Origin of the sequence: Aneurinibacillus thermoaerophilus, assembly GCF_900099925.1 — a bacterium.
Lineage (GTDB): Bacteria > Bacillota > Bacilli > Aneurinibacillales > Aneurinibacillaceae > Aneurinibacillus > Aneurinibacillus thermoaerophilus.
The window spans coordinates 31,626-53,031 of record NZ_FNDE01000004.1 but is presented as its reverse complement, the minus strand read 5'-3'; the positions used below and the strand labels follow the sequence as shown (position 1 = coordinate 53,031).

Below are 21,406 nucleotides of genomic sequence, written 5' to 3'. Positions count from 1 at the left end.
ATAGGCAGATGCAGTGCGCTACCAGTTGATTTCGTCGATATCCGCGCGCGCAATGACTTCAAACAAGTCTTGTTTATTCGGCACGATTAAAATCACCTGTTCATCGGTCACATTATATAAGTCGCCCGTAATCTTTTGTCCTTTTACAATTACGGTCACGGTCGCATGACGCTGCAACAAAGCGTTCCATTGCATTTCTGTCGGAATCATCTTATGTCCACTCCTTTTTCTTTGTGAAACATACAGGTAAGATAAATTCAATTCTACAACGAATAAATACATATGTAAATAAATATTTATGCATCATTTTTGTAGTCTTTAATGGAATTGTGTGTCAGTATTATAGACGTATTTGCATCTGACATAAATCAAGGTAAGTTAATTTATGAAGGAAAAGCCGCAGGCATATTTTTGTCCGGGTGTCACATAATGTTCAAAAAATGCGCAACGCAAAGGAGTAAATGTTATAAATGTTATGATGAATGCTAGGATGAATGTTATAATTTGTGTATAGTGATCCCTGATTTGACAATGGAACCAGTAGTTATTGCAGAGTGTAGAGGAGGTTACCTATGGAATCGAGAAAGGTAACGAGACTGCTCGTGCTTGCCGTCATTGTGCTTGCCGTTGGCTGGACATTTTACAGCGCTTATTTTAAAGACGAATCGACTGTGAAGGTAGGACAACCTGTTCCCGATTTCGTAGCTCAGCAGGTCGACGGGGATAAAGTGCGATTGAGCGATTTGAAGGGAAAAGCGGTTGTGTTGAATTTCTGGGGTTCTTGGTGTGAGCCTTGCCGTGATGAGATGCCGGCTTTAAACCGGGCGGCGAAAGAATTTGTAGATAAAAATGTCGTTATTCTTGCAATTAATGTTGGGGAGTCGGAAGTTCCTGTAAAATCTTTTGCGCGTCAGTATCAATTGGATGCGCTACCGCTTTTGATGGACCCGTCCAGAGCTATTACGCGTAAATACCAAATTGGAGAGATGCCGTCTACATTTTTTGTAAAGGCGGATGGAACGCTTTACAAGCATATTGTAGGAGGGCCGATGTCATATCAGACAATTCGGAACAATATGCAGCAGATTGCTCCGTGAAAATTTGAGGTGAAGCCATGTTAGAGAAAGTCAAATGCGAATGTGGACACGCAAACCCGGTGGGCACGATGCTTTGTGAATCCTGTGGCGCGCCGCTTGTTAGCGAAAGCAAGGGGCGAAAGCTTGATATGCGTTATGAAGGGGCAGCTCGACGTTCCCAAACATTTCAAAGAACATTCGTGGATCGCATCTGGAATTTTTTCTCCTCTGTGCGCAATGCGGTCATTATGATTGTGATTACGCTAATCGCTTCAGCTATCGGTACGATTTTTCCGCAGGAGCGCTACATTCCGGTGCCGAAACCGGCGGAGCAGTTTTATCCAGAAGCATATGGATGGTTTGGGCTTATTTACTACAAGCTTGGACTTCATAATTTGTATTCTTCCTGGTGGTATATTGCGCTTTTGCTCGGCATAGGTATTTCGCTTGTCGTATGTAGCCTGGATCGCGTGGTGCCGTTATATCGGGCGCTGAAAAAGCAGCGTGTTAAGCGAGATAGAAAGTTCTTGCAAATTCAAAAAGTAAGCGCTGAGCTGGAACTGAACGGAAGGGACGGAGACGGGCTTCTTGAAGTGCTGGGACGGTCGCTGGAGAAAAAACGCTACCATGTACGCCGCGAACAAAACACTCTGCTGGGGGAGAAGGGGCGCTTTAGCCGCTGGGGGCCGTACATCAACCACGTTGGCCTTATTATTTTTTTAATCGGATGTTTGATGCGTCTTATTCCCGGCTTTTATCTCGATCAATACGTGTGGGTGCGCGAAGGGCAGACCGTGCCCGTACCAGAGACGAATTATTACATAAAAAATGAATCTTTTATTAAAGAGTATTATCAAGATAATGAATTTCCAGAAAAATTGGATTTAGATGGTCTTGTCGTCAAAGAGTACAAAACGAAAGCGGTGCTTTATAAAAACGAGAACGCTGAAATTCCGGGTGCCGAGCCGAAGCTTACGGAAGTTGCGCGGCACGATATCGAAGTGAACCATCCTTTGGAGTATGAAGGATTGCGGCTAATCCAGTCAGGGGAAGAAGAAAACAAGCTTCAGGCATTAAATTTAAGATTGATTGATACTGCAACCGGACAACATCTGGGCGATATAAAATTGGACTTGCTGTCGCCGCCGACGGAAATTAAAGTAAACGATCAGGTGAAAGTGCAAGTGTTGCAGTATTTTCCTGACTTTGCGCTGGATGAGAGAAAGAAGCCAATTACAAAAACGACGGAACCGAACAATCCAGCGTTTATCGTCAATACGATTTCGCCTAAAACACCGAATGGAGAGAAGCAATGGGTTTTCCTCGGCAGCACGCTGACGGCGGACGGTAAACCCCCGGTTGTAACGTATGAGTTTGAAAAGCCTGATCTTGTGGATGTAAGCGGACTCATGGTGCGTAAAGACAAGAGTCTGCCCGTCGTTTTCTTTGGATCCGGTGTCTGCATGATCGGACTGATCATGGGTTTTTACTGGCAGCACCGCCGCATCTGGTTCCAAATTGATGGGGACAAGCTGCTAGTGGCGGCGCATACAAACAAGAATTGGTTTGGCATAAAGAGAGAAATCGTGAAGGTGCTTGAGGAGAACGGATACCAAATATCGGCCGCGCAATTGGAAAAGGAGGATAAAAAACGTGAGTAATCTTATCGGGCTTAGCTACACGATGTTGACTATCGCTTTCATTTTTTATTGCGTTGCAACGATTTTTTTCTTTGTTGCTGTAACCGGGCGTAGCTTTCGCAACCGCACGCCGGAACAGCACGCGCGCCTGTTCGGACGTCTTGGGTACGCGGCAGTGGTCATCGGTTTTCTTTTGCACGCGGTCTTTATCGGTGTCCGTTGGTATGTAGGCGGACACATTCCGACTAGCAATATGTTTGAGTTTATGCAGTTTCTTGGCTTTGCGATGACGCTTGCGTTTCTTGTTATTTATCTTATATATCGCATTCCGCTCATCGGTATGTTTGTAATGCCCATAAGCGTCATCATTATCGCATACGCAGCAGTATTTCCACGCGAAGTGACACCTTTGATTCCGGCGTTGCAAAGCTATTGGCTGCAAATACACGTAACAACCGCGGCTTTGGGTGAGGGCGCATTTGCTATCGGTTTTGCGGGCGGACTGATGTATTTGCTGCGTACGGTGAATGCCTCCGAGAAGTCTGCGTCTGCCGCATGGCTGGAATTCGTAATGTGGGTAGTATTCTCATTGATCGCTTTTATTGTGCTCGTGTTTTACTTTCAGTTCATCGGTTATCAGGCTGTGTTTAAAGCACCATTTCAGACGCCAACAGGCCAGGTTGTCGAATCGGAAATTAAATATCATATGCCGCCGATCGCTGGTCCGAAAGGTGGCCAATTGTTGACGGTGGACAAAATGAAACCTTGGTTTGAGGCGCCTGGTTTTATGAAAGGAAATCAGGCAGCACGTAAATTTAACACGTTTATCTGGTCCGTGGTAGGTGGTACGTTGTTATACGTGGTTACGCGTCTTGCCTTGCGTCGCCGCGTTTCATCATTGGCTGGACGCCTGGTGCGCCATTTGGATCCGGATCTTGCAGACGAAATCAGCTATCGGGCTGTGGCGATTGGTTTTCCTATTTTTACGCTTGGCGCGCTCATTTTTGCGATGATTTGGGCGCATGAGGCGTGGGGTCGCTTCTGGGGATGGGACCCGAAAGAAGTATGGGCGCTAATTACGTGGCTATTCTACAGCGCGTATTTGCATCTCCGCTTGTCTCGAGGCTGGCACGGCAAAAAATCGGCGTGGATGGTCGTAATCGGATTTATTATCGTGATGTTCAATCTTGTTTTTGTCAATCTTGTCATTTCCGGTCTTCATACTTATGCATAGGAAAAATAAGAAAAAATTCGCCTTGCCCAGACATTGTCCGGGTAAGGCGGATTTTTATTCTTCAAAGTCATCCGGGCTCTTATCTTCGAACATCTCTTCCTGTGCTGCATTTTCGGTATGGTGCCACGGGTTATCGCCCATTTCTGAATAATCCCAACCGTCTTCGATGACGCCGCTTTGATAGGCGTTCATAACATTCTGCTGCACAATTTTTTCGCCTTCTGCGTCATAGCCAAATTTTTGTTCCGGCTTTTTCATAAAATCCCCCCCTTCCTCTCCTATAGTGTGTCCATGAAGTTGAAGTATGAAACAAAAACGGATGAGCATGCATAGCCTGTGAGTTTTTCTTATTTTGGGCACGATATAATTTGTACGATTATCGCCATGAATTTGTAAGGTTATGGTCACAATTCACTGCTAAAAATGGTAAAATAAGCAGAAAAGAAAGCTTTGCATGAAAATGCCAACCGAGGTGAGAGTAAATGGAACATCAAGCAAAAGTGCTCGTAGTAGATGATGAAGAACGCATCCGACGTCTGCTGCGCATGTATCTAGAGAGAGAAAACTTCATTATCGAGGAAGCGGAGGACGGGGAAAAAGCCTTGGAAATGGCGCTTGCCAACGACTATGATATTATTTTGCTTGACTTGATGCTTCCGGGAATTGACGGCATCGAGGTATGTACACGACTCAGAGAAAAAAAAGCAACGCCGGTCATTATGCTCACCGCTAAGGGAGAGGAAGCAAACCGGGTGCAAGGTTTTGAATCGGGCACGGACGATTATGTTGTCAAACCGTTTAGCCCGCGTGAAGTTGTCTACCGGGTGAAAGCGCTGTTGCGACGTTCTTCGGCGACCGCGTTTTTAACGACACAGAACAGTTCACACAATGTTATCGTATTCCCTGAATTGTCTATAGATCACGATGCACACCGGGTGACAGTGGCGGGAGAGGAGGTTAGCCTGACGCCGAAAGAATACGAATTGCTGTATTATTTGGCGCGCCACCCCGACCGCGTATTCTCCCGGGAAGATTTGCTTAAGGATGTGTGGCACTATGAGTTTTTCGGAGATTTGCGCACTGTTGACACTCATATCAAGCGCTTGCGTGAAAAGTTGAACAAGGTATCTCCCACGGCTGCCAATATGATCGCAACCGTATGGGGAATCGGTTATAAGCTTGAGGTGCCAAAATAAGTGTTGAACCGTGTTGTTGTCAAACTCTGGTTTACGATTATTGGGCTTGTCGCGGTTGTGTTGACCGTGCTCAGTCTTACGTTGATGTCATTTTTAGACGGTTTTTATGAAAAACAGCGCACGGAAGATTTAAAACAACTGGCGCAAAATATCGCGCACGTTATTCTGGTTTATAAGGATAGGGAAAAAACGCTCAGCATTGCGCGAGAGCTGGTGGATGTATATGATACCCGTATGGTGATTACCGGTTCGCTTGGCAAATACATCAATCAGGATGTAGATCGGCGCGATAAAACGATCCCGGAAGTGAAAGCGGAAGAGTTTTTGAAGCATCCAGTGCTGAGACAGGCACGCAATGACCGGATCGCTGTGACGCGTGACTTTTTTCAAGTGGTGCCGGATAAAGGCAGGGTTCCGCGTTATGAGGAATTCGTGGCTGTAGCGGTGCCTTTGCATTCGCCCGATTTGAACAATGAATTGATTTTATACCAGACGATGGATGAACTGCGTGAAACGACCAATAAGACGACATGGCTCATTTTCTATGCCGCAGTCATAGGCATTATTTTGACTACCTTTTTCGCTTTTTTCTTGTCTACGCGTATTACCCAGCCATTGCATTCAATGAAAAAGGCGGCCGATTTATATGCACAAGGGGATTTTTCAGCACAAATCTCCATTCGTACCAACGATGAAATCGGAGATTTGGCCAGTACGTTTAATCATATGGCCTCACGTTTGAACGATTTAATCGTAGCCCTATCCAGAGAAAAAGAGCAGTTGTCCAGTGTGCTTAAAAGCATGGTGGATGCTGTGATGACGTTCGATCACCACGGACGGATTATTGTTACGAATCCTCCGGCAGAGGCGCTTTTGAAAGCATGGGAGTACGAACAGGGAATGGAGGAAGATAATGATGTAGAAAAGGGCATCAAATTTCTCCCGGATTCCATGCGCTCCATTCTGGAACAAGCCGTGCGCAACGCGGAAGAAGTCGTAACGGATGTCGTTGTGCAAGGTCGCATATACGCCGTTGTGATGGCGCCGTTGTACGACGATGATCAAATTCGTGGCGCTGTTGCGGTGTTGCGCGATATGACACAAGAGCGGAGGCTGGATAAGCTGCGCCAGGATTTCGTCGCCAATGTGTCGCATGAATTGCGCACACCGCTTATGATGCTGCAAGGATACAGCGAAGCGATTATTGACGATATCGCCCAGACGGCGGAAGAAAAGAAGGAACTTGCGCAAATTATTTATGATGAGTCGTTGCGCATGTCTCGTCTGGTCAACGAATTGCTCGACATAGCCCGCATGGAGGCCGGTTATACTCAGCTTGATATCCGGCCGGGTAACTTGCTTCAGCTTGAAGACAAAGTGATTCGTAAATTTAATGGTGTGGCGAAAGAGCAGGGGATTTGTTTACAGATGGATTGGCAGGCGCCGGACAGTATGTTTTATTTTGACGCCGATCGCTTGGAGCAAGTGTTGACGAATCTGATTGACAATGCGATACGGCATACCGGCCAGGGAGGTAGAGTAACGTTAAGAACGTTTATGCAGGATGAGATGTACATCATTGAGGTAGCGGATACTGGAAGCGGAATCCCGGCCGATGATTTGCCGTTTGTGTTTGAGCGCTTTTACAAAGCCGACAAGGCCCGAACGCGTGGTCGTGCCGGTACAGGACTTGGGCTTTCCATCGTAAAAAATATCGTAGAAGGCCACCATGGCACGATTACCGTGCGCAGCAAGCTGGGAGAAGGGACGACATTCTCTATCCAGCTTCCGATTCAGCCTGAGGAAGGAAGAAACAGATGAAGACATTTGCTGAAAGCTCACTGGCCCCTTTCTTAATCCAGGGACTTGAAAGAATGAACATTAAGACGCCGACACCGATCCAGCAGCGCACCATACCGCTGTTGCTTGCTGGGCAAAGCGTGGTCGGTGAATCACAGACTGGAACGGGGAAGACGCTTGCGTATTTGCTGCCGATTTTGCAGCGAATTGATAGCACGTCCGTAGCTGTTCAGGCGCTCATTCTTGTTCCAACGCGCGAGCTAACAGTACAAATTCGCGATGTTTTGGACGAGTTGTGTGCCGGTACGGACATTCGCTTTCAGATTATTATGGGCGGGGTGGATAGTAAGCGGCAGATAGAGAAATTGAAGCAGAAGCCGCATGTGATTGTCGGCTCTCCAGGGCGTATGTATGACTTAATCGAGAAAAAGAAGCTCAAGGTTCACGAAGTGAAAATGGTCGTGATTGATGAGGCAGATCAGATGCTGGAAGCGAACATCATGCCGGAAGTGGAGGCGGTAATAAAGCGCACGCCGCGGGATCGTCAACTGTTTGTTTTCTCTGCGACGATTTCTTCTTTGGTGGAAGAATGGGGAAAGAAATGGTCAGAAGAAGAACCACAGGTGATTAAGATGAAAGGAAAGTCCCGCTTACCGGAAACGATTGAGCATTATTTTATTGTGACTTCGGAGCGGGAAAAGTTTGATATGTTGCGTCGCCTGCTGCATGCACTAAAACCTGATCGTGCTCTTATTTTCGTAAAGAAGCAGCATCAAGTTGGGGAGATTGTCAGCTGGCTTTCCAAAAAAGGAGTAAATGTCGCCGGTATTCATAGTGAAGCAAACAAGCAGGAACGTGAGCAGGCGATGAATGGTATCCGGGGCGGTCGCATCCAATATCTGGTCACCACTGATTTGCTGGCGCGCGGGCTTGATGTCGAAGGCGTCACACATGTGGTTAATTTTGATCTGCCGTTGGATACGGACGGTTACATTCACCGTGTTGGGCGTACCGGTCGTGCCGGAAAGTGCGGTATGGCGATATCGTTGCTTGCGCCGAAGGAGAAGTTCATGGCCGGTAAGCTAGCCAGACAGCTTCGTATCGAGATCCCGGAGCGTGTACTATTTCAGGGACAACTCATTTCCCCGGAAGAGCACCGTGGCCACCCGATGTTTACAAAGAAAAAAAACGTCCAAACGAAAAAAATGCATACGAAAAACGGGGACAATGGCTGAATAGCCGATCTTGTTAGGTCGGCTGTTTTGGATTAACAGCTGCATATGAAGTATGTAGATTTTACCTTTCTTCATCTGGAAAAAGGACTTGCGAGCATCAGCCCGCAAGTTTTTCTTATGCGCACTCAGGAAGCGGAGCGGTCGAACAGGCGGGCCAGTTTTGTTGGAACCGGACGGCTTTTGCGGGTCTTGCTGTCCATGGTTACGCTTGTGACCAATGCATCCGCGACGAGCTCGCCGCGCTGGTTATGTATTTCCTGTTTCAGGACATAACTGGTTCGGCCGAGCCGTTCCGGCTTGGTCGTAATCGTTAGGCGATCGTTTTGCAGGCACTCTTTGCGGTAGTTAATATTAATATTAACCGTTACGGTCTGGATTCCCATCTCAAGAAACGTATCATAGGGCAGTTCGGCTTGTTCATACCATTCTTCCCGTCCCCATTCCAGATACTCAAGATATTTGGCATTGTTAACGTGGCCATTCACATCGATTTCGGTTGAACGTACTACAATTTCAAGCGAAGCTTCCATCCATTTTCCTCCCATTTGTAAACGTTTTTTCTTCTATCTTACCTTTTCTCAAAAGCTGTGCCAACCTGGGTTTTGTATATGGGTTAGATGATAAGAACATAAATTGATCATATTTTTATCAAAAAAAGTTCTTATCTGCTTCACGAGCTTGTTACATTTTTCTTGTAAAGTAAAAAGCGTTGGGAGGTGAGAAACGGAGCATCAACGGACGGTATGCTGCTTCATTAACGATAAATCGTGGGAAATGACATCAAAAGACCAATAAACGAGCAAAACGCCTGTACAATACCACAGCAAATAAATGCCGTCTATTTATAATACGAAAGTTTATAATCATTACTTTAAAGTTTCCATAAAAAATAAAATATAAGCTTCACGCTTCTTCTTCCTAAAATAACCGGTACAAATGTACCGGTTATTTTAATTTTAGAAATCGCTTCCTTTATCCTGGACACTCGGTACATGTTGCATGCGAATTTTATAAACAAACGCTGCGAACTTACAAACAGAAAGCGAAAAATATGGTATACTAATAAAATAGCAACGATTGCGGAGCCGGATTCCGCCTGATTTTTTGCATGCGGAATGGAGGGGAAGAGATAATGAACGGAACAAAAGTACTTGTTGCTGATGATGATACGAATGTGCTGGAGATTATTCGCCTCTACTTCTCACAGCAGCAAATTGATTTGATAGAAGCGCATGATGGAAGCGAGGCGGTTGCGCTTGCGGAGCGCGAGAAACCGGACGCTATTATCCTGGACGTAATGATGCCGAAGATGGATGGGTATCAGGCGTGCCGTGAAATTCGCAAGACGATGGACACGCCGATTATTATGCTTTCTGCTAAAGGAGAAGAATTCGACCGGGTGCTTGGACTGGAATTGGGAGCGGATGATTATGTAACCAAGCCGTTTAGCCCGCGTGAACTTGTAGCACGGATTAAAGCAATTTTTCGCCGGATGCAGCCACGGACAAATGAGGAGAAAGAAGCGGAGTCAGCAAACGTGCTTCAGTTTCAGGATCTTCACATTGACTTGCAGGGGCGCCAGGTGACCGTATCGGGCGAAAAAGTAGCTTTTCGTCCGAAAGAGTTTGATTTGCTGGTGTTTCTGGCACGTTCACCGGGAAGCGTGTTTACTCGGGAACAGTTGCTTGAGCGAATCTGGGGCTATGACTTTTTTGGAGATATCCGGACTGTGGACGTACACGTTAAAAAAATTCGCCAGCATTTGGCGAAGTTGCCGTATGAGTGCATTCATACGGTATGGGGGGTCGGTTACAAATTTGAGGTGGAAGCTTTGTGCTCAGCATAGTGAGAGAATGGTTCGGAATTAATAAAAGTATTTTTCGCAAACTCTTGTTCAGCTACATGATTACGATGTTGCTAGGGCTGGGCGCTCTTGGCCTTTCCATGTCAGTGCTGGCCAAAAATTACATATATGATGGAACAAAAGAAGAATTGCTGCGCAAAGCGAAAAAGGTAAACCTTGCCATTCAAAACGATCCGATGCCGTCCGATCAGACGACGGCGATGCTCGCTTTTTTAGATCAGACATTCGATACGCGTATTTGGGTGTTTGACCGCCACGGGCGAATTATTTCCACTTCGACGCAGGATGAGGTGTTTATTGGTAAATCGGTAGCCCGTTCGATTGTTGAGCAGGTCATGCAGGGTAAGGACGTGGTTCAGGATTTGAAATTTGAAGGGCTCAGCAAGCCGATGCTGTCCGTCGTCGTGCCATGGGGACAGAAGAATGAAGTGTTTGGGGGCATTGTGCTGCATGCGCCGGTAGAAGGCATTGATGAGACAGTCGGCAACATGCGGGAAATGATTGTATGGGCAACGCTTTTCGGTATTTTGCTATCGACGGCGATGGTTTCTTATATTTCCTGGACAATTTCCCGCCCGTTGAAGCGGATTGACGAAGTAGCGCTGGAGATTGAACGCGGGAACTACAAACAGCGGGTAGCGGTAACGACCGAGGATGAAATCGGTGATTTGGCGCGGACGATCAATCGGATGGCCAGTACGCTGGAACAAGTGGAAGTGGAGAGAGTAGACTTCGAACAGACACGTCAGGATTTCTTGGCGAATGTTTCACACGAATTGAGGACACCGCTGACCGCGATGCAAGGCTTTCTGGAAGCGTTGCAGGATGGTCTTGTCACCGACGAAACGTCACGGCAGAAGTATTATGATGTCATGTATAAAGAAACGATGCACATGAGCCGATTGGTCAATGATTTGCTGGAACTTGTACGCCTGGAAAAACAGGAGGTCAACCTTGTGAAGCGGCCGATTGATATGAATTCGTTTTTGAATCGGCTCGTATTTGCTTTTAAAGAAGAAGCGGCCAAACGCAACCTCGATTTACGACTGGAAGTGGTTGATCCGCTGCCGACGATCATTGCTGATCCGTACCGTGTTGAGCAGATTTTTACGAATTTAATCGGCAACGCTTTAAAATTTACGGAGCAGGGACATATCAAGCTTGCGGCACGGGAAAAGGCCGACGGCATTGAAGTGACGGTGGAAGATACGGGCATCGGCATTTCTCAACATGATCTTGATTTTATATGGGAGCGTTTTTTCAAGGTGGATCGGGTACGTTCCCGCAGAGAAGCGGGGACAGGGCTTGGTCTTGCGATTGTCAAAGAACTGGTTGAACTTCATCATGGAAATATTCGCGTAGAAAGTAAGATAGGGGAAGGGACACGCTTTGTCGTATGGCTCCCTTCGGAGAAAAAAGTAGGATAGGCTGCGTTGCTAAAGGAGATGTTGGTGCCTCGGAATGATGGAGCGCGCAAACGTGAAAAAATGAGGGAGGGTATGGAAGGCATGGATATACAGGGTACGCTTGTAGAAGTGCTGGGAATTGAGATAAAAGAAATGACACCAGAACGTGTGGTGGCAACGATGCCGGTGAACAAAACGGTGCATCAGCCGTTTGGACTGTTGCACGGAGGCGCTTCAGTTGTCCTTGCGGAAACGGTGGCCAGCATGGGCACATGGAGTGCAATCGACCAAGAGAATGAAATGGCGGTCGGACTTGAGATTAATGCCAACCACGTGCGCCCGAAGCGGGACGGGCTCGTTACGGCAGTAGCTACGCCGCTCCATAAGGGACGGACAACGATGGTATGGGATATTAAGATTACTGACGAAGAGGATAAACTCATTTGCGTTTCCCGCTGTACTGTAGCGATTGTGAAGAAGAAAAAGGTGTAAGCAAATTAAAAAAATGCGCCTCTTTTTCCGTGCGTTTTGTTGACTGGCTGCCAAGAGGGAGTAGCCAGAAGCGCGCGGCAAGAAGAGGCGCATGTATTGTCATGTGCTGTTACAATAGCGAGAAGTTATTTTTCTTCAATCGTAATGGTCTTGATAAATACATTTTCTTTCGGAAAGCTAGGTGTAGGTTCCTTGTGTATGCCTTGCTCAACAGGTGTATTAGCGATCGCTTCCACAACATCTATACCTGCAATCACTTTTCCGAAAATCGTGTAATAAGGTTGCGTATTTAATGTTTCTACTCCAGCACCGCTCCCGATGAAGAATTGGCTTCCATTCGTATTCGGTCTGGAATTTGCCATCGCCACAATCCCTTTTTCATATTTATGCTTGGAAGATAATTCATCTTCGAACTGATAGCCTGGACCCCCGGCCCCGATTTGAGGATTATTTTTTAGATTTTGGACATTCCCTTTTGCTTGCGGATCGCCAACCTGGATAACAAAATCTTTGACGATCCTATGAAAGATAATGCCATCATAAAATTTTTCGCGCGCCAGAAATACGAAGTTGTTCACTGTTTTTGGCGCATCTTTGGCGAATAGTTCAATAGAGAATGAGCCTTTGTTCGTGTCCACATGTGCGATGTATGTTTTGTTCGGGTCAATTTGCATTGCTGGCGGCTTGTCCCACTGTTGGAATGCTCGTTTGTCTGCCTTCTGCGCAGGGGCGGCGTTTTGCTGGTCGTTGCTTTGCTGCTGTGAGCAGGCAGTTATGCTCAAGCCGGCGGCAAGCATAAGTGCAAGCAGAAAAACTCCTTTTTTCTTCATGTTTTTCCCTCAGCCTTTTTTGTTGTATTCCCTTATTTTTGGTATTCTTTCGGCACAACCGGACGCATAATCACCTGGTTCATAATAACGCCTTCCGGTGCGGCTGCCATCTGGTACGCGATATATGCTACTTCTTCCGGTTTGAGCGCATAGGATTTGGGGTCGCTCTGCCCGAAGTATGTTTGCACCGAACCCGGACAGATGACAGATACTTTAATATTGTGCGGCTTTAGCTCTTGCGTTAAAACGTCCGTGAACGCCATCAGACCGAATTTGGACGTGCAGTAACCGCCGCCGCCCGGGAACGTAACCGTGCCGGCCACGCTGGAAATATTGATAATGTGGCCGCTTTGCTGCTTAAGCAGGTGGGGCACTACATACTTGGTACAGAGGAACACGCCTTTCAGGTTCACATTCATCATTTCATCCCACTGCGTTTCTGTCAATTCGTGAATCGGGCCGAAATGGCCAAGTCCGGCGTTATTGATCAATACATCGATCCGTTCTTTTTCACGGACAATTTGGCTAATAAGCCGTTGCACCGCTTCGCTGTCGGTTACGTCGCACGGTGAAGCGATGATGTTGCCACCTTTCGTCTTAGCTTTTTCCGCCAGTTTGTGCAGTAACTCTTCGCTGCGCGCAATGGCATATACGGTGGCGCCTTTTTCCGCGAACAGCAGGCACATAGCCTGGCCAATGCCCTTGCTTGCGCCGGTAATGAGTACAACTTTGTTATGTAAGGATTGAAATTCCATAAGCTCAGCCTCCTTTTTTTTCATTTTATCATACTTTACTTTATCACCGGAAAATTTGCGGAAAAAGGCGATTATTTTGCTTAAAATATGTTAAAATGTTCGTGTTGGGTCGATTACAATGTTAGAGGAGCTGGAGAAGAAGAAATGTTTCGTACCATTTTATTTGATGTTGACGGTGTTTTACTAAGCGAGGAGCGCTACTTCGACGCTTCCGCGCTGACGGTATGGGAGATGCTGTATAGCCCGAAATATTTGGGGCTTTCCGGTGACACGTTTGAGCCGGCGCCGGAGGAGGGTACGATCCGCCGCGTGCGCAAGGAAGTGTTTGATGATGATAAAGTGTTAAATTTCATAAAAACAAGAGGTATTAACGCCAACTGGGATATGGTCTATCTTGTGTTCTCCTACGAGTTGGTGCGTTTGCTGGCGGAGTTGCATAAGACGAAGTCCGCAGAAGTGGAGACGATCTTAACATCGCAAATTCATCGTGAAGCGATCGCCAAAGTGCAAGAGATGGCGAAAGGCGTAGAATTTAAAGTGGACTACGCGTCCTTCGTTGCAGACTTCGAAAAAAGCACGGCAGAAAAACAGGCGCTGCTTCTTTATTTGAACGATTTGGTTCGTGAGAAAACAGGGATTGAGACGGACATTTTCTCGCGCAATAGTGAATTGTGGGATCTTTGTCAAGAGACGTTCCAGGAATGGTATCTCGGTGACCGCCTGGTAGCCCAATCGATCGGTCGTCCAGCGTATCAAGAAGGCAAACGCGGATTTCTTGATGACGAGATTCCGATTGTAGAACCAAAGAAAATGGCGAAAGTGCTAGCCGAATTGAAAAACCGCGGCTATGTGCTCGGCATCGGTACCGGTCGTCCGCGCATCGAAACGGTGGAACCGCTCAAAACGATGGGATTGCTTCAATATTTTGATGAAAACCGTGTGGTGACCGCAAGTGATGTACTGGAGGCAGAGAAGCGTTATCCGGAGCGCGCGCCGCTCGCCAAGCCACAACCGTATTGCTACATTAAGGGCATGCTTGGCATGGATGCGCATGATGAGGAATGCTTCAACCTTGCGCTGCCGATTGAAAACGGGGAAGAAATTTTAGTTGTGGGCGATTCGGTCGCTGACTATATGGCTGCCCGCAGCATCGGCTGTAAGTTTGCCGCCACGCTGACCGGCCTGACGGGACAGGAAGCTCGCGCCAAATTTGAAGAATTGAAAGCTGATTATATTCTGGATGATATGACGCACATTTTAACGATTTTATAATTATGGTGAAGTGAAAGGCGGGCGCACGGGGCGGAGTGCCCGCTTTTTTTGGTGGATAAGAAAGCATATGTTGTTGTAAAGTAAGAAAGCGGCTGTCCTGCTTCCACAAGGAAGCGGGACAGCCGCCTTTGTATCACTGCGGGCACATCTTATAACTTTCAAGACAGGCCGAGAGAAACCAGCCTGTCTTGAAACGGCTTATAGTTCGAGTTGCGTTACGCTTGTAATCTCATTTAGTTCACCTAGCGTGTCCAGTACGTTCGGACTTACTTCCTTGTCGACGGTTAGAAGCATGATGGCTTGGCCGCCTACATCGCGACGTCCTACCTGCATGGTTGCGATGTTCACATCGTTGTCGCCAAGGATGGTACCTACGCGGCCAATGGCACCCGGACGGTCATTGTGATGGACAAGCAGCAGGTGTCCTTGCGGAACGAGGTCGATGGAATAGCCGTCAATTTTAACGATGCGCGGACCGTAGCCATTCAGCAGTGTACCGGACACGGTTCGTTCTTCCTGGCTCGTTTTCAGCGTAACTGTAATCAGGTTGCTGAATCCACTGCTGTATGTTGATTTTTGCTCAGTTACATGAATGTCACGGTTTTTCGCAAGAATCGGTGCGTTTACATAGTTTGCGGCCGAGCCGAGATGATAGGACAGAATGCCTTTCAGCGTCGTGCGCGTCAGAGCCGCCGTATCAATATCATTCAGCTCGCCGGAATAAGTAATGATTACTTCTTTCAAGCCGCCGACCGCAATCTGTGCGATAAAGGAACCGAGTTTTTCGTTCAGTTCAAAGTACGGCTTTACTTTTTCCATGACATTGGCCGGAATAGACGGTAGGTTCACCGCGTTTTTAAATGGCTCGTCATGTAGAATATGCAGAATTTCTTCGGATACGTCGATGGCAACGTTCTCCTGCGCTTCGACGGTAGACGCCCCAAGGTGCGGCGTCACAATGACTTGTGGCAATTTCAAAAGCGGATTGTCCACGGGCGGTTCTTGTTCGAATACGTCGATGGCGGCGCCGGCAACCTTGCCGCTTACAATCGCTTCATACAGCGCTTTTTCGCTGATAATTCCGCCGCGGGCACAGTTAATGATGCGTACGCCGTCCTTCATTTTTTCAAATTGTTTCGTATTAATGAGATATTTTGTATCTTTTGTCAATGGAGTGTGGACTGTAATGAAATCGGCTTGCGTAATCACATCATCGAGCGTGCCGAATTTAACGCCCAATTTGTCGGCACGTTCTTGAGTCAGGAACGGATCGTATGCGATCACGCTCATATTAAACGCTTTAGCACGTTTTGCTACTTCAGCGCCAATTCGTCCCAGACCGATGATGCCCAGCACTTTTTTGTTCAATTCTACGCCCGTGAACGCCCTGCGATCCCATTCGCCTTCTACCAGTTTTTTGTATGCTGGTGGAATACGGCGAGCCAAAGCCATAATCATTGCAAAAGTATGTTCTGCCGTAGAAATCGTATTTCCGTCCGGCGCATTGATGACAACGATCCCCGCATTTGTTGCAGCTGTCAGGTCGATGTTATCCACTCCAACCCCTGCACGGCCGATTGCTTTTAGTTTTTTACCTGCTTCAATAACAGCGGCCGTTACTTTTGTTTGACTGCGCACAAGCAGCGCGTCATATTCTCCGATAATATCGATCAGTTCCGCTTCGGAGAGTCCTGTCTTGCGGTCAACCTGAACGTCTTCCGCCTCCAGCAATTTTTGAATGCCAAATTCACTTAATGGGTCGCTTACTAATACTTTAAACATGTAATTTACACCTCCGCGGCGCTTGACGCCTTTTCCCCCTAGATATATTTTTGTACTAAAAAACCTTTCGTGCTCACTACATTCCTGTAGTGAGGGACGAAAGGCTTTGTTTCGCGGTACCACCCTCATTCGCTACTGTCTCGCAACAGCAGCCTCGACCGGTTCTATACACGAGAACCGCAGCTTGTAACGGAGCATCCGTTCAGACCTACTTCTTTCGGTTCAGCCTGACAACTCAGGAGCGCTCAAACGGCAGGGGATTCACCGGTTCGCAGCGACCACCGGCTCTCTGAAGAATCACGTCTGCAGTTCCTCTCCGTCATTGTTGTTTTACGATATTGTTTGTTGTCTGAAAACAATTTATCACGAAAAAAGGATGGAGTCAAGTGTTTTTGGATTAAAAACTTAACATTCTTTATTAAAAAATTATTAATGTTCGGTTTTAGCCCGAATCTTTATTTTTATTCTACCAAGTTGTCGCTAGGATGTAAAGCTGTTTTATATCTCAAGAGTTTAAAAATGTAGAAAGCAAGTTTTATGATATTATTTGTTTCAGACGTGCGAAAATGGTGCCTGCATGATAAAGTTAAAGATAACTCGCAAGCTTTTCTTATTCATCAAAAAAAGGAGAAAGCACAATGGAGATTCGCAAATTGCGCGGCCATCATTTGTTGTGTGTGTACGGGTTTCAAGGCATGGGGTATAGCCCTTCTTTTATCAAGACGATGCGCGAAATGGTAGAATGTATTCGCGACCCGGAATGTGACATCCGGCTGGAAGTAACTATCGGATTTGATGAAGTATGTGGTGCTTGTCCCCATAAAGGACAAACGAAGTGTGAAGCGGGGGAAGATTCCGACCTTCATGTCAGACGGATGGATGCCAAAGTTATCCGCCATCTACATATTGAGCCGGAAAGAACATACAGTAAAAAATGGCTGGTACAGCGTACCGCGCAAATGGTGAAGCCGGATGATCTTGACTTCTTGTGCCTCGGTTGCTCATGGTTGTCTTACGGAGTCTGCAAGGAAGGCACTCGCCGACTCAAGGAAAGATATGGAGACACGGAAAAAGAATAAACTCCCGCTTAGCGGGAGTTTTCGTATGTACATATCGTTTATTTGTTTTCCGTGTAGCGGGCAAGGCATTCGTCAATAAGCTGAGCCGCTTTCTCTGGACCTTCCCAGCCTTCGATTTTCGTTTCTTTGTTTTCTAGGTCTTTATAGCGCTCGAAGAAGTGTGCGATTTCTTTCAATACATGACCTGGAACGTCGTCAAGCGATTTTACGCCATCCCAGCGTGGATCGTCAACAGGTACGCCTAACAGTTTTTCATCTTGGCCTTTGTCATCGGACATAACAAGCACGCCGATGATGCGGGTGGAGATGACACAACCTGGGAATGTCGGGAATGTGGTTAACACAAGCGCATCCAGCGGGTCTCCATCAAGCGCCAGCGTATTTTCTAGATATCCATACTCGGTAGGATAGTGCATTGGGGAGTATAGTACACGATCCAAGCGGAATACGCCTGCTTCTTTATCGTACTCATATTTGTTCTGGCTGCCAGCTGGAATTTCGACGAACACATCAACGACTTTGTTTTCGAATGCCATGAAAATTCCTCCTTTTTGTTCTGGGTTAGCTAGGTTAGTCCAACAAGGGATTCTGCTTCATTATAACAAGTTCTATGTTACAAGAAAAGCGTGTTGTAAGGAGAGAGAAGTAGGAATGAAACTTTTTATTGGATTTGTGGGAAGCCTGTTGATTGCCATAGTAGCATACCGGAAACGTTCGCTGTCGGCGAGCGGAGCTGTGGCTGTAGTAATTATAGGAACACTGATATACGCATTGAGCGATATGAAATGGTATGGTGTGTTGCTTGCATTTTTCATCTCTTCCAGTTTGTTATCGCATCGAAAGAAGGAAGCGAAGCAGGAGGTGGAGAGTTTATTTGCCAAAACTGGCACAAGGGATTTTATGCAAGTGTTTGCAAATGGTGGAGCAGGACTTGTGGCTATCCTTGGTGCATTTATTGCGGCGATGGAAGAAGGGTGGTATGCGTTTTATATCGGTTCGATCGCGGCGGTAACGGCGGATACGTGGGCAACGGAAATTGGTGTGCTGGCGAAAGGAAAGCCGCGCCATATTTTTACATGGCGCAAGGTAGACCCGGGAACGTCCGGTGGGGTGAGCGGGGCGGGACTTGCCGCTTCGTTTGCAGGCGGGACGTTTATTGGAGGCTGTGCCTGTCTGTTTTCCTTGCTTGCGCAAGAAGGGGTGAATGTCCATTATGTAGTGGCGGGAGCTGTAGGAGGTATGATCGGCAGTCTGATTGACAGCGCGGTCGGCGCGGCTTGGCAGCGGATGTACCGCTGTCAGATATGTGGCAAAGAAACGGAACGCAAGCTTCATTGCGGACGGGATACGATTGCAGTGAAAGGATACGCCTGGTGCACGAACGATGCGGTGAACGCGCTGGCGTCTATAGCCGGGGGGCTGACGGCGCTCATCATAACAGGATAAAAAAGAGACCTGCTCTTCGGAGAGAGCAGGTCTGCCGATTTTTCGATGGTTCGTTATTACAAATAAATTAGAAAAAGAACCATCGAAAAAAATGTCCAATCCCTTGAGAGAGGAGATTGGACAATCCTCTCTGTGATGAAGCATGTTGCTCCGCTTGTCATTGCCCTGTTAGTGGCGGCGTTTTATCATTTGTTCCTGTTCTTCTTGTGATAGAATACCTACCAAATACAAAAGCTTCACTACTTTTTCGATGCGTCCGGTTTTGCGTGTTTTTTTCATGAAGTACGCCTCCCGGCTGAACCATTTTATTAATTTTATTATACTCAATAGTTTTGACTGCGTGCAACATTTAGTTTTTACTCTATTGTGTTTAACCTTTACCATTCAGTCATTATGCGTTTTACAACATCCTTGATATATCAGTATTTTTTGTCTGTCAGGAAAAACTCTCGGGCGAAAAACGGTATGCCTCACCCAGAGGGTATGCCCTGTGAAGAAGCCCATTTTCAGTTTATGACCATGCGCTTTTTATGACATAAATTTTTTGCGCAAAAACCACCACATCCACCAAGAAAGCATGGACAGAAGTACGAAAATAACCAGTGTGGTATAGGGCGAATCTTGAAACGGGAGCGGTACGTTCATGCCGAAAAATCCTGTTATGAAGGTAAGCGGCAGCATAATGGTAGAAATCATGGTCAGGATGTTTAAGTTTTCCGTCGTCTTAGCGCTTACGATAGAATAATACGTATCAAGCGCGCTGTTTACTAAGTCTTTGAACGTTTCGGTCGAGTCGGCGATCCGTTCCAGGTGGTCTTTTAAGTCAATATAGAATGGAATATTCTCTTCTTGAATCGGAAATTGCCAATGACCGTTTATTGTAGCGAATACTCGTTTTTGCGGTAGAATGACGCGGCGGATCAAAATGAGTGTACGCTTAAGCGCGAGGAACTCTTCGGTGACAAGTTCCATATCGTATTCGTACATCTCGTCTTCGATTTCATCAATACGGATGCTTAGCCGGTCAAGAATCGGGAAGTATTCGTCCGTAATGCCGTCAATGATGGAATACAGCAAGTAATCTGCTCCACGGTTCATGTACTCTTTGCTTTTTAAACAGGCGGCCGCAATTCGACCGATGGAAGGCATGGGCCGTTTATGGATGGTTACGATGTAGTTCGGCCCCATAAATACGTTTAGCTCAAGGGTTGTAATCTCTGTGTCGCTTTCCTCATGGTAGCGCAGCGCATGGAATACGAAAAAATAGTAATCTTCGTAATTATCCACTTTTGCGCGCGGACTGTGTTGAAGGCAGTCCTCAATTGCCAGCGGGTGAAAGTTAAACAAATTGGCGATATATTGCAATTCCTGGTTGCTTGTATTAAACAGATCAATCCAGAGCAAGTCTTCGTTGGAATGCAGGAATTCGTTGATTTTATCCAAATCGACATCATGAATCATTTCCTGCTTGGAGTGGTTGTAAAAATACGTTTTAATCAAGAAAATCCCCTCCTTTGCCCTTTAATATATTGATATCATTGAAAGAATAAAAGAAGCCTCTCCCGCGCAAGATGACGCCAGGAGAGGCTTTTGTGCCCACAACAAATAGATGCATGCGAAAAAGCTTCGTATGCTTCCAGTATTCTCCTGGTTGAGCTTCGGCACAGAACAACGTAGAGTCACATGACTCAGCCACCTTAAGTAGAGCCTTAATCCGGCAATACCTGTTCTACCCATTGGCGTCTCTCGACGTTTCCGGGCAGTGGCCTATGTTTGAACTGGAGCCTCGCCTAACGAGAATGCATATGAATCTTTATGACATACTTAGGATATAGACAATTATTGCACTTGTCAATAATCTTTTTAACATCTCCATTTTACATATCTGTTGCAAAACTGGCTGGAGGAAAAGGAGAGAAAGTTTGCTCGTTCAAGAAAATAGCGGGATGAAGCGAGGGATTGAAGAGTTGAGAAGGGATATTAATTAAGATGGTGATAATATGCTGTCCATGAAACCGTGAGAGCCTAACCGGGAAATTGGTCAGGCTCGGATTTACGTTATGAGAGCTTGTTCGATGCAAAAAGCATTTTACTCTTCAACTTTGATTGAATCAGTCGGGCAACCTTCAGCTGCATCGCGAACGTCGTCTTGCAGAATGTCCGGGATTTCAGCTGTATTGGAGTTGTCATCCAATTTGTTGAAAGCCAAGCCTTCATCATCGTAATCGAATACATCAGGAGCGGTTGCGCCACAAGCTCCACAAGCGATACAAGTGTCTTTATCAACCCAAGTTGTCAT

The 21,406-nt window shown here is 46.6% G+C and carries 21 protein-coding genes, 1 riboswitch and 1 other annotated feature; of the genes, 12 read left to right on the top strand and 9 right to left on the bottom strand.

Features of this window, described 5'->3' with window-relative positions; all coding sequences use genetic code 11:
- Window positions 1–18: 18 nt before the first annotated feature.
- Entirely contained in the window at window positions 19–210 is a 192-nt protein-coding gene (locus BLR88_RS03520) for a hypothetical protein (protein WP_057899360.1), read from the bottom strand.
- A gap of 362 nt (window positions 211–572) precedes the next feature.
- On the opposite strand from BLR88_RS03520, the gene resA reads away from it, so the two are divergent.
- From resA to ccsB, 3 genes are read left to right on the top strand one after another with little or no spacing between them, the layout of a single operon-like run.
- On the top strand, window positions 573–1,097 hold the full coding sequence (gene resA / locus BLR88_RS03515) for a thiol-disulfide oxidoreductase ResA (protein WP_057899359.1): 525 nt from the start codon (window positions 573–575) through the stop codon (window positions 1,095–1,097).
- Window positions 1,098–1,114: 17 nt separating this feature from the next.
- On the top strand, window positions 1,115–2,737 hold the full coding sequence (gene resB, locus BLR88_RS03510) for a cytochrome c biogenesis protein ResB (protein ID WP_091259945.1): 1,623 nt from the start codon (window positions 1,115–1,117) through the stop codon (window positions 2,735–2,737).
- Between the two features lie 22 nt (window positions 2,738–2,759).
- Entirely contained in the window at window positions 2,760–3,950 is a 1,191-nt protein-coding gene (gene ccsB, locus BLR88_RS03505; protein ID WP_091259994.1) for a c-type cytochrome biogenesis protein CcsB, read from the top strand.
- A 54-nt stretch (window positions 3,951–4,004) separates the two neighbouring features.
- Here ccsB and BLR88_RS03500 read toward each other — a convergent pair whose 3' ends face one another.
- Complete coding sequence (locus BLR88_RS03500; protein ID WP_057899357.1) at window positions 4,005–4,208, bottom strand: hypothetical protein; 204 nt, start codon at window positions 4,206–4,208, stop codon at window positions 4,005–4,007.
- Window positions 4,209–4,432: 224 nt separating this feature from the next.
- Between BLR88_RS03500 and BLR88_RS03495 the strand changes: the two genes are divergently transcribed.
- Genes BLR88_RS03495 through BLR88_RS03485 form a run of 3 tightly spaced genes read left to right on the top strand, consistent with a single transcriptional unit; the run spans window position 4,433 to window position 8,181 of the window.
- The gene (locus BLR88_RS03495; protein ID WP_057899356.1) at window positions 4,433–5,146 is read left to right on the top strand and encodes a response regulator transcription factor; all 714 of its coding nucleotides are present in this window, start codon (window positions 4,433–4,435) and stop codon (window positions 5,144–5,146) included.
- Complete coding sequence (locus BLR88_RS03490) at window positions 5,147–6,967, top strand: HAMP domain-containing sensor histidine kinase (RefSeq protein ID WP_057899355.1); 1,821 nt, start codon at window positions 5,147–5,149, stop codon at window positions 6,965–6,967.
- On the top strand, window positions 6,964–8,181 hold the full coding sequence (locus BLR88_RS03485; protein WP_057899354.1) for a DEAD/DEAH box helicase: 1,218 nt from the start codon (window positions 6,964–6,966) through the stop codon (window positions 8,179–8,181). Before BLR88_RS03490 ends, BLR88_RS03485 begins: the two co-directional genes overlap by 4 nt.
- A gap of 125 nt (window positions 8,182–8,306) precedes the next feature.
- Here the strand turns inward: BLR88_RS03485 and BLR88_RS03480 are convergent, their stop codons facing one another.
- Entirely contained in the window at window positions 8,307–8,711 is a 405-nt protein-coding gene (locus BLR88_RS03480; RefSeq protein WP_057899353.1) for an acyl-CoA thioesterase, read from the bottom strand.
- A gap of 602 nt (window positions 8,712–9,313) precedes the next feature.
- Here BLR88_RS03480 and BLR88_RS03475 point away from each other — a divergent pair.
- From BLR88_RS03475 to BLR88_RS03465, 3 genes are all read left to right on the top strand, one after another.
- A complete protein-coding gene (locus tag BLR88_RS03475) occupies window positions 9,314–10,027 on the top strand; it encodes a response regulator transcription factor (RefSeq protein ID WP_091259943.1) in 714 nt (237 codons plus the stop codon).
- Entirely contained in the window at window positions 10,015–11,472 is a 1,458-nt protein-coding gene (locus BLR88_RS03470; protein ID WP_322787642.1) for a sensor histidine kinase, read from the top strand. Before BLR88_RS03475 ends, BLR88_RS03470 begins: the two co-directional genes overlap by 13 nt.
- 81 nt (window positions 11,473–11,553) lie before the next feature.
- Window positions 11,554–11,943, top strand: a complete 390-nt coding sequence (locus BLR88_RS03465) for a hotdog fold thioesterase (RefSeq protein WP_408863292.1) — start codon at window positions 11,554–11,556, stop codon at window positions 11,941–11,943.
- Window positions 11,944–12,068: 125 nt separating this feature from the next.
- On the opposite strand, the gene BLR88_RS03460 is transcribed toward BLR88_RS03465, so the two are convergent.
- A complete protein-coding gene (locus BLR88_RS03460) occupies window positions 12,069–12,773 on the bottom strand; it encodes a peptidylprolyl isomerase (RefSeq protein WP_057899351.1) in 705 nt (234 codons plus the stop codon).
- A 32-nt stretch (window positions 12,774–12,805) separates the two neighbouring features.
- Complete coding sequence (locus BLR88_RS03455) at window positions 12,806–13,528, bottom strand: SDR family oxidoreductase (protein WP_175493552.1); 723 nt, start codon at window positions 13,526–13,528, stop codon at window positions 12,806–12,808.
- A 144-nt stretch (window positions 13,529–13,672) separates the two neighbouring features.
- On the opposite strand from BLR88_RS03455, the gene BLR88_RS03450 reads away from it, so the two are divergent.
- A complete protein-coding gene (locus BLR88_RS03450) occupies window positions 13,673–14,800 on the top strand; it encodes an HAD family hydrolase (protein WP_057899349.1) in 1,128 nt (375 codons plus the stop codon).
- A gap of 198 nt (window positions 14,801–14,998) precedes the next feature.
- Here BLR88_RS03450 and serA read toward each other — a convergent pair whose 3' ends face one another.
- Window positions 14,999–16,582 (bottom strand): phosphoglycerate dehydrogenase, encoded by a 1,584-nt coding sequence (serA, locus tag BLR88_RS03445; protein WP_091259941.1) that lies wholly within the window; start codon window positions 16,580–16,582, stop codon window positions 14,999–15,001.
- Between the two features lie 89 nt (window positions 16,583–16,671).
- Window positions 16,672–16,914: a binding site (T-box leader), on the bottom strand.
- A 306-nt stretch (window positions 16,915–17,220) separates the two neighbouring features.
- On the opposite strand from serA, the gene BLR88_RS03440 reads away from it, so the two are divergent.
- Window positions 17,221–17,661 (top strand): DUF1284 domain-containing protein, encoded by a 441-nt coding sequence (locus BLR88_RS03440; protein ID WP_091259940.1) that lies wholly within the window; start codon window positions 17,221–17,223, stop codon window positions 17,659–17,661.
- A 38-nt stretch (window positions 17,662–17,699) separates the two neighbouring features.
- Here the strand turns inward: BLR88_RS03440 and BLR88_RS03435 are convergent, their stop codons facing one another.
- Window positions 17,700–18,197, bottom strand: a complete 498-nt coding sequence (locus tag BLR88_RS03435; protein WP_057899346.1) for an inorganic diphosphatase — start codon at window positions 18,195–18,197, stop codon at window positions 17,700–17,702.
- 115 nt (window positions 18,198–18,312) lie between these two features.
- Here BLR88_RS03435 and BLR88_RS03430 point away from each other — a divergent pair, with 115 nt between their 5' ends.
- Complete coding sequence (locus BLR88_RS03430; protein WP_091259939.1) at window positions 18,313–19,107, top strand: DUF92 domain-containing protein; 795 nt, start codon at window positions 18,313–18,315, stop codon at window positions 19,105–19,107.
- A 528-nt stretch (window positions 19,108–19,635) separates the two neighbouring features.
- On the opposite strand, the gene BLR88_RS03425 is transcribed toward BLR88_RS03430, so the two are convergent.
- Entirely contained in the window at window positions 19,636–20,607 is a 972-nt protein-coding gene (locus tag BLR88_RS03425; RefSeq protein WP_057899344.1) for a magnesium transporter CorA family protein, read from the bottom strand.
- 137 nt (window positions 20,608–20,744) lie between these two features.
- Window positions 20,745–20,912, bottom strand: a riboswitch (M-box (ykoK) riboswitch).
- Between the two features lie 284 nt (window positions 20,913–21,196).
- Window positions 21,197–21,406: a ferredoxin gene (locus tag BLR88_RS03415; RefSeq protein ID WP_057900372.1), complete on the bottom strand. Its 210-nt coding sequence runs from the start codon at window positions 21,404–21,406 to the stop codon at window positions 21,197–21,199.